13 protein-coding genes are annotated in these 11888 nt (G+C 31.6%); 3 read left to right on the top strand and 10 right to left on the bottom strand.

Annotation, left to right across the window (positions count from 1 at the left end; translation table 11 throughout):
* Positions 1–6 precede the first annotated feature (6 nt).
* From BAQ44_RS20955 to BAQ44_RS20965, 3 genes are all read right to left on the bottom strand, one after another.
* The gene (locus BAQ44_RS20955; protein WP_071723495.1) at positions 7–1803 is read right to left on the bottom strand and encodes a Xaa-Pro dipeptidyl-peptidase; all 1797 of its coding nucleotides are present in this window, start codon (positions 1801–1803) and stop codon (positions 7–9) included.
* 203 nt (positions 1804–2006) lie between these two features.
* Positions 2007–3383, bottom strand: coding sequence for a sensor histidine kinase (locus BAQ44_RS20960; RefSeq protein WP_071723497.1), 1377 nt, complete (start codon positions 3381–3383; stop codon positions 2007–2009).
* Positions 3376–4023, bottom strand: coding sequence for a response regulator transcription factor (locus BAQ44_RS20965; RefSeq protein ID WP_071723499.1), 648 nt, complete (start codon positions 4021–4023; stop codon positions 3376–3378). Before BAQ44_RS20965 ends, BAQ44_RS20960 begins: the two co-directional genes overlap by 8 nt.
* A gap of 121 nt (positions 4024–4144) precedes the next feature.
* On the opposite strand from BAQ44_RS20965, the gene BAQ44_RS20970 reads away from it, so the two are divergent.
* A complete protein-coding gene (locus tag BAQ44_RS20970; protein ID WP_071723501.1) occupies positions 4145–4564 on the top strand; it encodes a hypothetical protein in 420 nt (139 codons plus the stop codon).
* A 41-nt stretch (positions 4565–4605) separates the two neighbouring features.
* Here BAQ44_RS20970 and BAQ44_RS20975 read toward each other — a convergent pair whose 3' ends face one another.
* The 5 genes from BAQ44_RS20975 to BAQ44_RS20995 all read right to left on the bottom strand — a co-directional run bounded on the left by BAQ44_RS20975 (position 4606) and on the right by BAQ44_RS20995 (position 9692).
* Entirely contained in the window at positions 4606–5022 is a 417-nt protein-coding gene (locus BAQ44_RS20975; protein WP_071723503.1) for a GNAT family N-acetyltransferase, read from the bottom strand.
* A gap of 319 nt (positions 5023–5341) precedes the next feature.
* Positions 5342–6046 (bottom strand): alpha/beta hydrolase, encoded by a 705-nt coding sequence (locus BAQ44_RS20980; protein WP_071723506.1) that lies wholly within the window; start codon positions 6044–6046, stop codon positions 5342–5344.
* 173 nt (positions 6047–6219) lie between these two features.
* Complete coding sequence (locus tag BAQ44_RS20985) at positions 6220–7596, bottom strand: 5'-methylthioadenosine/adenosylhomocysteine nucleosidase (RefSeq protein WP_071723508.1); 1377 nt, start codon at positions 7594–7596, stop codon at positions 6220–6222.
* A gap of 226 nt (positions 7597–7822) precedes the next feature.
* Entirely contained in the window at positions 7823–8611 is a 789-nt protein-coding gene (locus tag BAQ44_RS20990; protein ID WP_071723510.1) for a PH domain-containing protein, read from the bottom strand.
* Positions 8612–8831: 220 nt separating this feature from the next.
* On the bottom strand, positions 8832–9692 hold the full coding sequence (locus tag BAQ44_RS20995) for a DegV family protein (protein WP_061679684.1): 861 nt from the start codon (positions 9690–9692) through the stop codon (positions 8832–8834).
* Between the two features lie 214 nt (positions 9693–9906).
* Here BAQ44_RS20995 and BAQ44_RS21000 point away from each other — a divergent pair, with 214 nt between their 5' ends.
* A complete protein-coding gene (locus BAQ44_RS21000) occupies positions 9907–10338 on the top strand; it encodes a GNAT family N-acetyltransferase (RefSeq protein WP_071723512.1) in 432 nt (143 codons plus the stop codon).
* Between the two features lie 51 nt (positions 10339–10389).
* Here the strand turns inward: BAQ44_RS21000 and BAQ44_RS30695 are convergent, their stop codons facing one another.
* Entirely contained in the window at positions 10390–10587 is a 198-nt protein-coding gene (locus BAQ44_RS30695) for a hypothetical protein (protein ID WP_145925753.1), read from the bottom strand.
* On the opposite strand from BAQ44_RS30695, the gene BAQ44_RS31185 reads away from it, so the two are divergent.
* Positions 10586–10759, top strand: a complete 174-nt coding sequence (locus BAQ44_RS31185; protein ID WP_080467486.1) for a hypothetical protein — start codon at positions 10586–10588, stop codon at positions 10757–10759. The two genes, BAQ44_RS30695 and BAQ44_RS31185, sit on opposite strands and share 2 nt — an antisense overlap.
* A 118-nt stretch (positions 10760–10877) precedes the next feature.
* On the opposite strand, the gene BAQ44_RS21005 is transcribed toward BAQ44_RS31185, so the two are convergent.
* Positions 10878–11648 (bottom strand): GNAT family N-acetyltransferase, encoded by a 771-nt coding sequence (locus BAQ44_RS21005; protein ID WP_071723514.1) that lies wholly within the window; start codon positions 11646–11648, stop codon positions 10878–10880.
* Positions 11649–11888: the final 240 nt, after the last annotated feature.

Genomic DNA, 11888 nt, shown 5'->3' on the forward strand with positions numbered 1-11888 from the left:
AACTCTTTATTTCACAATTGGCAATGTCACTTCACTTAATTTCACTGAAAGCTTCGTTCCAGCTTTCGGTCTAATTGTATAATCATAGTCACTAGCGAGTAAAACAACCCCTATTTGATGCCCCGATTTAAATACGTAATCATCTGGCTGCATGTCCCATGTGAATGTATAATCCTTGCCTGGTTTAAGTGCTGTTGAATCTTTTATACTATTTAAGTTTTGTGGGTCCATCCAACCTCTCGTAACTATTTCAGGCTTTGCTCCGCCATAATCAACAAGTAATGCTGTTAAATTTGATACAGGACGATCAATATTTCCTGTAATTGAAATCTTTGGTGTCCCGCTTATTCTCATATCTTTTTGTAATACCGGCATTGTATACACTAATCGATTTGCTACTTCTAATTCTGGGTTTGCTATTAATTGATTTGATTTCAGTTTTGCATCATCTACGAATGAGAAAACTTTATTTGCAGAGCCCATACTTAATGGTAAATTAACTGCTTTATTACTTAAATACATACGAACTTTTGACGGCACAGCCGATGGATCCGGCCAGTTTTTTAATTTTTCCCAAGTTTTATTTTCACGTTGTACATCAACCATTGGTTCATTCATAATTCCATTTTCAATTCCATACAACCAATAATCGAGCCATTTATTTTGTGTTCTTTGCCAGTCATTCGTTGATGTCCCACCGTGTCCACCTTGATGTAACCACATTTTACGAGGAACATTATTTTCTCCAAGTGCATCCCACCATTGCGCGAACTGCTTCGTCTTAACATTCCAATCATTTAAGCCATGAACAACAAATACGCTTGCTTTTACATTTTTAGCATCTTTTACATAATTACGTTTATCCCAAAAATCATTATAATTACCAGTTTTCCGGTCCTGTCCAGCTGTTAGCTCTTTTATTACTTGTCCGCAAACTTCAGGATTTTCTCTTGTTAGTACTGCTTCTGCCATATTATCTGTATCTTCTCCTTGGTATCCACCTGGCGCTATGACTGCACCGTTTGCACGATAATAATCATACCAACTACTAATCGCTGCGATTGGAATAATTGTTTTTAACCCTTCAACACCAGTCGTCGCAACAGCATTCGGTAACGTACCATTATAAGATACTCCTGTCATACCTACATTTCCTGTTGACCAATCAGCTTTAACTTCCTCACCATTTTCTGTATATGCTTTCGCACGTCCATTTACCCAATCAATAACAGATTTTGTCCCTAATATTTCTTGCTCATCCCCAGTAGTTGGACATCCGTCTGATTTGCCAGTTCCGATACTTTCACCTAAAATGACTGCATAGCCTCTTGGCACATAATAATTGCCGTACGAACCAAGATTAACAGCTCCATACGGTTTGCCTTCATACGCATACAATTCTTCATCTACATTATATACAGGTACATCTTTTAAACCAGATCGATATGGGCTCATTTCATATATAACAGGAACTTTCACATTAGGATCTGTTTTTGGACGCATAACCTTTACTGATACACGATCCTTTTTTCCATCTCGATCACTATCAACTTCCGTCTCTACAAATAGATTTTCGATAATTGCTTCATCAAGCGAGTAAATCGGCTTTGTCATCCCATTTTCTAATTCGATCTTCGTATTTGATTGTAGTCCTTCTGAAACTTTCCCATTTAACTTTACGTCATTCTCATTTATGTGGTTTGTTTCTTTCTTGTCTGCATACGCAGTCATACTAGAAACTCCTGATGTGACTGATAAAGATAAGATTGTTGATAATGTAATTGCTATTTTCTTTTTCCCCATAGTCTTTCCTCCCCATATATGTCTCCTTTTTACTATACAACAAAATTACTGAAAATTCAGTTTATATTTTGTGCAATAACTTGAAAAATTGGTAGAGCACCCTTTAAACGAGCTTTCGAAGTTATATATTCTGATTTACTACTCTCATATAATCAATAAAAAACATCGCCTAATAATAGACGATGTTTCTAATAGTATTTAAATTAGTCATTCTTCATATTAATATAAAATCGTATATCTCCCTCTATTGTAGAGACTCCATAATCAAAACCATGTCTTTCTAAAATACTTTTCACAATCGCTAAGCCTAGTCCTGTGCCGGAATGTTCTTTACTACGAGAAGATTCTAAGACATAAAAAGGTTCCCAAATTTTATTGATATCTTTTATATGTTCTACATTCATACCATTTTGAATTTGAAAATATACACTGTCATTTCGTTCTTCTAAAGTAATTTTTATATGTTGATTTGCTGTATATTTTATCGCATTAGATATTAAATTTTGAAACACCATTTTCATTTTATTTATATCTGCATAAATAATTGCATCGCCAACATTATAGTTCACATGCAAATCAATTTCTTTCGATTCCAGTTCAATCTTATGCTTATCTAATATACTTTGGACTAGTGATACGATAGGAAATTGTTCTTTTTGTAAAACATCTCTCTCTAGTTTAGCAAATCGTAATAACTCTTCAATTAAATTCGAAATGTGATCCGTTTGTTTAATAATAGTATCTATGTATGTACCATCATCTAAACCATCTTTTATTCCCATAGAATATGCTTTTACTAATGCGATTGGAGTTTTTAATTCATGCGTTACATCACCCATAAATCGTTTTAAATGTTCATTTCGATCTGTTAAATCTTCATGTGCCTCATGTAATTTATCACTCATGACATTAATACTAGTAGCTAATTCCCCTATTTCATCATTCGTTTTCACTTTCGCTCGTTCAAATTTCAAATTTGAAATATCCTCTGCCACTTCACTTAATTCTTTCAATGGTCTAGTGATTGTTGTTGAAAGTATCCATACAAGTACGATAATGAGAAAAATCGTAATGCCTAAAATATACAAATAAAATGAATTTAATGTTTTGATTACTTCATTAGAATGTGCGATCGAAACCCCTACTAAAATCAACATATCGTCTTTCGCAATGTATTTCACAAAAAAGCTAGATTTCATCTTCTCTTGATCATATATTTTATTCGATTGCCCGAAGTGCTTTACTTTCGTTATTTCTTCTTTAGTAATCCAAAGTTTATTAAGCGCAACTCTTTTCCTTGAAAGTTGCATTCGTAATTCATCATTAATATGATCTTCTGAGTCTTTTATGGATGTATACGCAATCGTAACATTTCCTTCATTTTCAATGCTAGTAATTGCTTCATCCAGTTGTTTACTCGGTATGGACTGTATTTGTGCTGTTATACCTTCTAAGCTTTCTCGCGTTTTATAAATATTATATTTCGGTAAAAGATAGTTAATTAATAATAAAGAGATTGAAAAAATAAAAATAACAGTTAAAGAAATGCTGAAAAACAGCTTTTTTCCAAGTTTATTCACTCTGCTCCTCCAAACTATATCCTAGCCCGCGGTGAGTCTTTATAATATTTTCTCCTACTTTTTTACGTAATCTTCTTACATGTGTATCAACAGTTCGCTCTTCACCAAAATAGTCAAATCCCCATACGATATCTAACAATTTTTTGCGAGTTAAAATCATGCCTTTATGATTTAAAAAACACTTTATTAATTCTAGCTCTGTTTTTGTAATATCCAACTCTTTGTCATTTTTATAAACTTTATTTTTAGTGAAATCTATTTTCAAATCTTGAACTTGAATGACATCATCGTGCTGTATTAGCTTTTTCGCTCGCGTAATGAGTACGCCTGGATGAAATGGTTTTTTTACGTATTCATCTGCCCCGCTTTGAAGAGCTGCTAATTCATCTTCACTTTCACTTTTCGCCGTAAGCATTAATACCTTTACGCTTGAATTCTTTTTTATTTCCTGACAAACAGTAATACCATTATGTTTCGGCATCATCCAATCTAAAATAGCTAAATCAATTTTTTCATCAAAAAATATTTGAAGTGCTTCCTCTCCATCTTTCGCTAATAAAACTTCGAAGCCTTCTTTCTCAAAATAAGCTTTTAAAATCCTTAACATATCTTGTTCATCATCTGCGATTAATACTCTCATGCATTATCCTCCATTGCTTTTAAACAAAAATCAATTGTATTATACAACTTCTTTGTTACATCAATGTGACAGAAAAATATTTGATCCTTTTAAGGGTATAGTAAGGACGAGGTGTTGTATTATGATTAAAAAAATCGGGGTCATTACTCTTCTTTGTTTCTTATTATCAACAAATGCGCTCGCAAATACTAATCAACAAATTGAAGTATTTGATTGTCAAAAAGAAATGGTCATTCAAAAACAATCTTTAGATCCAGCTATTCAAAAAGAAGCTGTTCGATATGCTAAATCCATTTCTGGCCCATTTAAAAACTTAAACGTCGTTCCAAAAGATGGTCATATGATAAAAATCCCTTTATCTAAACCAGTTTCTATCACAAATCAATGGTTACATACAACAATTGATGAAGTACTTATTCTCCTCCCACTTAATCAAAAACCTTATATTATGCTTTACGATGATGAAAACAACCCGCATTTTTATTATGTGAAAGGTGATCCGAAGGGATTATTGAAAGAAATGAATGTGAAACATAATTAAATAGAAACAAGAGACTTTATAAGCTTATAAAGTCTCTTGTTTTACTCATATAATACTTTAAAGTGACTAGACCCTTTATAAAATTCTCCTTTCACAAATCCATTTGCAGTATAAAACGCATTACCTTGTTTCGTATCCGTATGTAAAACAACCACTTTAAAATACTTTTCTGCATGAAATAATAATCGGTTTAATAACAAGTTCCCTAACCCTATACGACGATAGTCCTTTGAAATATAAAATCTCCTTAATCGGCCAATCTTATTGTTTTCTGTATATGGATCTTCATTTATTCCTCCTATTCCAATTAACTTTTCTCCTTGAAAAATGCCATATAAACATTCACCAATTTTATAAAATATGTTTATTTTATTTTCATATTCACTTATTAGTTTTACTAGGAAATTAAATCCTTCTTCTTTGCTTTCTTGAACAAGATAATCGTATTCATATATCATTAAATCTTCTATTTATTGAATATGTATATCTTTCAATTGGTTTCCCCCTTAATTTGAAAATACATAAAAATGCTCAAGAATCATTTATTCTGAGCATTTTTATGATTGTTACTTTATTCAATTCATAGAATGGATATTCTTCACTTCAGATGTAAATCGATAATATAATTCTTTTATTTCTATACATTTAAAGGTATTTGTACTCAAAAGTCATGAATAAAGCCGTTTCAGTAAATACATTTATAATATCTCTCAAATATTGTATTAGTTTATATATTCGTCATTCTTCTCTAACAGACTCAAAATAAATTATAATTTGTTAATTGATATGTTTGTTTAACCACTGTTCAAATATCTTTAACTGTTCTACAGTATGAAAGTAATGTTCACCCGTCTCCATGACTTCTAATTCACAACGATATTTTTTTGTAAAATAATTAATAGTTTCAAATTCGCATAGTTCATCCTTGGCTCCGTACATAATATATGTATCTGTATTCCATGAATTAATAGGATGTTCTTTTACATAGCATAAATAATCCCAATATAATCTTTGACCAATAGGTGTCTCTATAGTCATTTCTTTTTGCAAAAGTTCTGGTGTTACATTAAACCATTTCATCATATTTTCGATAATTCGTTCCATATTAACTACTGGTGATAAAAATAATGCCTTTTCTATCACATCATTTTGATAGGCTAAAAGGCTAAAATAAGCTCCGATACTACATGCAAACACACTTACTTCTTTCCAATGTTCTTTTGCGTAATTCATGATTATAGATAATTCACTAACACAAAACTGTACTTTACAAGGAGTATTATCATTTTTCCTATCTCCATGCTCAGGTAAATCAAAGCTTAATACTTGATAACCTTTTTGATTGGCTGCTTCAGCTAATATTTGAATAACTGCATCTTCCTTATTGGACATATTTCCATGTACTGCAATAAAAATTTTTTCACTCTTATCTCCCCATAAAACCGTAGGAATATTACTAATTTTAAAATTATCTTTAAGCATACTTTCCCCCGTGAAATAAGACATATAGGTATTGGCAAAAAACTGCACAATTTATAAACCTCTACTCAGTTTTAAAATAAATCAAACGATTACTGATTTATCACAAATGAATTTTACTCCGCTAGTGGAAGAAGGCTTTTTATACAATTATATAGTTTTTTAAAATGACTTTATTACCTCTGCACAACAGGCAATATCCCCTTCAACTCCAATAAATCATCTATTACTATATCCGCCTGAGCAATTTCACCTTCTTGTGCAAAATCAAAATTACATCCGATCGCAATCAAGCCATTATCTTTCGCTGCGTTTATATCAGATAAACGGTCTCCAACTACTGCTGCTTCTTTTATATCATATTTGTTCAAAATACTTTTCACTAAGTCACTTTTATTAAGTGAGTTTATTTGTTCAATACTAAACGTTTCAGTAACCCATTGGTCTAAGTCATAATAAGATACAATTGCTCGTAAATATTCAGTTAAACCATTGCTAGCAATATAAATTGAACAATTATTTTCTTTTATATATGTAAAAATTTCTTTTATATTCGGGTATAATGCACCTTTTCCGCTCTTAATATTTTCAATTAATCTTTCTAAAAAATATGCATCTGTTTGTTCTCTTACTTCAAGAGAATGATCCGGTAATAACGCTTCCCAAACTTTCGGTAATGGAACACCCATGATTTCACGGTATTTATCGATAGGTGTTACTGTATCCCATAATTGTAATGAACGTAAATGATCAAAAGTATCATCTAGCGATAATTCTAAAATTTTCTCTGTTTGAAATAACGTACCGTCCATATCAAAAATTAATGCTTGTAACATTTCATTCTCTCCTTTTGAACTATAAGTATTATTCGATATATTTTTCAGCATCTCAACGATAATTTCTGAACAATAATTTGCGGCAGTTCTTGCGAAATCATCATAGGAAACTTGAGCTTCATCGTCTGCACTGTCCGAAATACATCGTATAACGAGAAACGGTATATCATTTATGTGGGCAACATGTCCAATTGCTGCGCCTTCCATCTCTGTACAATGAGGTGCATATTCGTCTATTAATTTCGCTTTTAGTTTTGAATCCTCAACAAAACATTCACCGCTGACGATTCTTCCTTCATGAATCTCCATATGTAAACTACTACTATTGCATGCAATACGTGCTAACTCTACTAATTCCTTACTTGCGATAAATTCTTCTTGGAAGGGGAATAAGTTTTTCATTTGTGTTTTACTTACATCATGATGGGTAACATTCGTTGAAATAACAATATCACCAACTTTTACATCTCGGTGTAACCCTCCAGCAACACCCGTATTGATGATAGCATCTACATCAAATTTATGAATTAATGTTTGCGTACATGCGGCTGCATTTACTTTCCCTACACCAGAACGTGTAATAATTACTTCTGTTCCCATGAATTCGCCAATGTAAAAGGGCATTCCCGCAATCGTCTGTTCTTCTTGTATAGCTAGTTTTTCTAAAAGTAAGTCTATTTCGATTTGCATTGCTCCGATAATGCCGATTCTGTTCATGTATGTCGCCCCCTCTTTTACAAATAATTACAAAAATTCAACCCCTACACAATTATATATGAATAAAGAGAATTTTAACATAAATAAATATTCAGACTTAAAATCCAATTAAAAAGATGATTCCCGTTAAATACAGAAATCATCTACTTTTAGACTTTATTTATTCCCATAACTTAGAATAAGCTTTTTCAAGCATATTCATCTTGGTTATGAGAAAATAGCACGTTTATAAATTGAGCAACTGTTTCTTCTTTGCGTTAAATTCTTCTTCTGTAATAACACCCAAATCTAATAATTCTTTGAATTTTTTCAGTTCATCTGCTACAGATACCCCAGATGCTGAAACAGGTTGAGTTTCAATTGTACTATTTTTTAATGAATCCAAAACTTGGTGAACATTGTTATTAATAGCTGTTGCTGACTCTTTATCTAAAGAAATATTAAATTTTTCTTGTGGTGTATCAATCGTTAAAACACCGAATAATAACCCTTTTTCAAATGTTATATCATTTATTTTTTCATAGGCTACAGATTTGAATTTCTCACCAGTTAAAGATTTTTGCCCGAACATTATTCGTTTATTAGTAATAGTATATGCGAAATTACGATCATGTTTTGTTGCAGATTCATAATTATGTAATCCGATAAACGCCATTAGAACTTCTTCACCTTGCATCAAGTTTTTTTCAATTACTCCGAAATGTTTTAAACCCCATTTTTCGTTATGCCCAGACCCATAATTATTATCAACACAGTATTGATACATTCCTTCAGCAGTTGACATCGGATCTTCAGCAATTTTTTCTGCCCTTGCATCAACTACAGCTTTTTTCTCTTCAATCATTGCCTTAATCTCTTCAATTGTAATTTTATTTACTGGCACAACAGTCAGACCACCAGCTGCTTTTAAGCAATCTGGACAAACCCAGGCATTCGATTTTTTTACTTTATAACGATTCAATCCGACTTTATTATCACAAACACTACATTGTACTTTCAAACTAAAAAAAACCATAATAAACCTCCAAATTCCAATATGAAAATTCTATTATTTTTAACAAAATTTAACACCCTATTTTATAATTAATTTTAAAAGGTTATTAAACTTGTTTGAATTTCATTTATTAATAGAGAAACAAATATTTTATCACTAGTTACCTAAGGAATCAATACCATACCAAAAATTAGAAATTATTACCTTACAATAAAAAAGGATTGATCAAAAGATCAATCCTTTACTCTACCTCATTTAAGAAGAACAATGTTAACGCACCAGGTCCTGTATGCGCTCCGATTGCTGCTCCAATTGTATTTACGATAAATACTTCACAGCCAAATCTTTCTGTAATTAATCCTTTTAATGCTTCAGCTGTTTCTAAGTCATCACCGTGGGTCATAGCGATTGTTTGATCTTTAAGATCTTTTCCGCGCTCTTCCATAATATCTACAATTCGGCTAAGTACTTTCTTTTTCCCACGTACCTTTTCAAGTGGTACAAGCTTTCCTTCTTGCACGTTTAAGATCGGTTTAATGTTTAGTAAACCACCGATAAAACCAGCTACTTTACTTAAACGCCCACCTCTCACTAAGTACTGTAAGTCAGCTACAGTGAAGATATGTTCTATATGGTTCATTAGAAAATCGACACGTTTTAAAATATCTTCTTTTGATGCGCCGTCTTTCGCCATTTTAGCCGCTTCTAATACGACAAGCCCTTGACCAAGCGAAGCACATTTCGTATCAATAATTTCTAAATCTAAATCTGCATATGTTTCTTTCACTTCTTCTTTAATAACAACTGATGATTGATATGTACCAGATAGTTCAGATGAAAAAGCTAAATATATACAAGGATTACCTTCTTTTGCATAAGAAACAAATTTTTCTTGGAAAGTTTCAAGTGATGGCAATGACGTTCTATAAACTGCGCCTTCTCTCATGTTTTGCAATAATGTAACTGACTCTAATGTAACTCCATCTAAATACTCTGTTTCTGCTTCATCATAAACACGGAGTGGAATTAAATCAATATCATATGCTTGCAGCAATTCTACCGGTAAATCCGCCGCACTATCCGTAATGATTTTAACACCCATTTTTAAACCTCTATTCTGTTATAAATATAAAAAATATAAAATAAAAATAGTACTTTTAAATTATATACGTAAAACTTAAATGAAGAAAGGAAAAGACTTTATATTGTATGCACTATTCTTCAAAACTTGAACTGTTATTAAAAATCATCTAAATTTAACCGCTTTACATTCTGTATAATACAAATATATCGAATTTTCCAAAGGAGTGATACAAATGAGTATTCAACTAGCCACCTCTAATGATTTAGAATGGATTAATAATCAATATAAATCGATAGGATTTGTACCCAGTGATTTAAAACGCGATATCGTGGCAATCATTACATATGACAATTCGTATGCAGGTGTTGGTCGTTTAGTCCAAATAGATAAAGATACTATAGAAATGGGTGGGATTTTTATTCTCCCTCAATTTAGGGGTCTACAATTAGCTGGGGAACTTGTTTCATTTTTAGTAGAAACTGCGAAGAAATTACAAGTACAACATGTATATTGTCTTCCTTTTGCAGAATTAGAAGAATTTTATAAAAAATATAGCTATACTGAGGTCGATACTACGAAAGAAGCGGTTCATCCAATTATTCTAAAAAAATATAATTGGTGTTTAGATCATTATGATAAGCATGTTTTATTATGTAAGCTGTAAGTGCGCCTAAAGAGAGCGTATATCAAAATATAAATTATCTCTCCCACTTAACTAAGAACCGTACTTTATTTGGTCACCATCAGCTTCTACAAGAGATACAATTACTACATACGTCTCCTTTTCCCCCAACATTACATTCGTATAAAAGATTATTTTGTTTAAAGTTACCTTAAATCGTATTCCAATAAACCAATCAGAAGACGAATTCCTATATAATACAATTAAGTAATAAAAAGGAGCGTTATTCATGATAGATGTAATAAGACTCGTTATCTTTATTGTAGTTGCAATTGGTGCCATTATTAACATTTACCTAGAGTTTAAAAAACCTAAAAAAAGTATATTCTCAATCGTTTTTCTATCAGTACTCTTTATCGGAGCATCAGGTTTAATTAAAGATATTTTATCTAAACTTATATAGTTATTTGATTAAAAATTACTGTTCCGTCAATAATGTAAATAACATGATTGTATTTCTCCATTCTCCCTTGGAGAGGAGCAGTTAGCTTTTGCTAGCTGCTCTTTTATTTAAAACGAATTCAACTATTATCCACAAAATAAGTATCATACGCCTTATCAAAAACATATCCTAGCTTTTCAGCTAGTTTAGCAGATGTAGTATTTGCTGCATCCCAGTTTGGATATATCTCTTTTTCTAAACAATCCAAGATTAACGCTGCGCTAACTATAGTCGCCAATCCTTTTCTTCTATGATTGCGATCAGTCGCCACTTCGATTTCAATCCCATTATCATAAATGCTGTATGATGATGCACCGCATACAACTGCTCCGTTGTACAAAATACTATACCCTATACCTCGGTTTAAATAATCTTCTACTGATTGAAATTGACTTGTAAAATCTTCAGAAACCTTATGTAATGTAGGGATATTTACGATATGTCCATCTATTTTTCGTAACTCGTATCCTTTTGGAAGCGCTGATATAAAAGATTGTAATTTTGAACGATCAAAAAATTCCGCATTACGTTTGAATTTATAGCGTAAAAACTTATCTATTTTTCTTTCGTAACATGTTTCTAGGCGTTTTTTCCACTCTTCACTATTTGCGATTACTAACATTCTATCAGGAATGTTACGTAATAACTCTTCAGTTTCTTTCGCATTCGAATCCCCAGCGTAAAATGTAAAGATCCCTACCGTAACTTGCGCTACTGTTGGATTTTCAAGATCATTTACCCAAGCAGTACCCATATGTCCTTGTAAATAAGAAAGTAAAACAACATTATTGAAACCTTCGAACATAGTAACTAATTTTTCTCTCGTATGTATATTCGCTTCATATATCATTCGCATTCCTTCTTTCGTTAGAATCAATGTACTTCTACTTTTTCATAAGTCCTTTTATTCTACATATAAGCAAACTTCTACTAAACTTCATATTATTATAAATTATTCATAAATATAAAATTATTATAACATCTAATAATAAGTAAATAACTGTCCTATATAAAGGTTTATATATATTATACTTAATAATAATTCGCAATTTATAATTTTTTATTATGTAAAAACCCTCAACATTGGTTT

Origin of the sequence: Bacillus mobilis, from assembly GCF_001884045.1 — a bacterium.
GTDB classification, from domain to species: Bacteria; Bacillota; Bacilli; order Bacillales; family Bacillaceae_G; genus Bacillus_A; species Bacillus_A mobilis.

What these genes read in the sequence shown, in the direction of transcription:
- BAQ44_RS30695 (WP_145925753.1), bottom strand. Translation starts at nt 10,587, where the DNA reads ATGAATAACGCTCCTTTTTATTACTTAATTGTATTATATAGGAATTCG.
- BAQ44_RS20955 (WP_071723495.1), bottom strand. Translation starts at nt 1,803, where the DNA reads ATGGGGAAAAAGAAAATAGCAATTACATTATCAACAATCTTATCTTTA.
- BAQ44_RS20970 (WP_071723501.1), top strand. Translation starts at nt 4,145, where the DNA reads ATGATTAAAAAAATCGGGGTCATTACTCTTCTTTGTTTCTTATTATCA.
- BAQ44_RS20980 (WP_071723506.1), bottom strand. Translation starts at nt 6,046, where the DNA reads ATGCTTAAAGATAATTTTAAAATTAGTAATATTCCTACGGTTTTATGG.
- BAQ44_RS21005 (WP_071723514.1), bottom strand. Translation starts at nt 11,648, where the DNA reads ATGATATATGAAGCGAATATACATACGAGAGAAAAATTAGTTACTATG.
- BAQ44_RS21000 (WP_071723512.1), top strand. Translation starts at nt 9,907, where the DNA reads ATGAGTATTCAACTAGCCACCTCTAATGATTTAGAATGGATTAATAAT.
- BAQ44_RS20975 (WP_071723503.1), bottom strand. Translation starts at nt 5,022, where the DNA reads ATGATATATGAATACGATTATCTTGTTCAAGAAAGCAAAGAAGAAGGA.
- BAQ44_RS20985 (WP_071723508.1), bottom strand. Translation starts at nt 7,596, where the DNA reads ATGAACAGAATCGGCATTATCGGAGCAATGCAAATCGAAATAGACTTA.
- BAQ44_RS20995 (WP_061679684.1), bottom strand. Translation starts at nt 9,692, where the DNA reads ATGGGTGTTAAAATCATTACGGATAGTGCGGCGGATTTACCGGTAGAA.
- BAQ44_RS31185 (WP_080467486.1), top strand. Translation starts at nt 10,586, where the DNA reads ATGATAGATGTAATAAGACTCGTTATCTTTATTGTAGTTGCAATTGGT.
- BAQ44_RS20965 (WP_071723499.1), bottom strand. Translation starts at nt 4,023, where the DNA reads ATGAGAGTATTAATCGCAGATGATGAACAAGATATGTTAAGGATTTTA.
- BAQ44_RS20990 (WP_071723510.1), bottom strand. Translation starts at nt 8,611, where the DNA reads ATGGTTTTTTTTAGTTTGAAAGTACAATGTAGTGTTTGTGATAATAAA.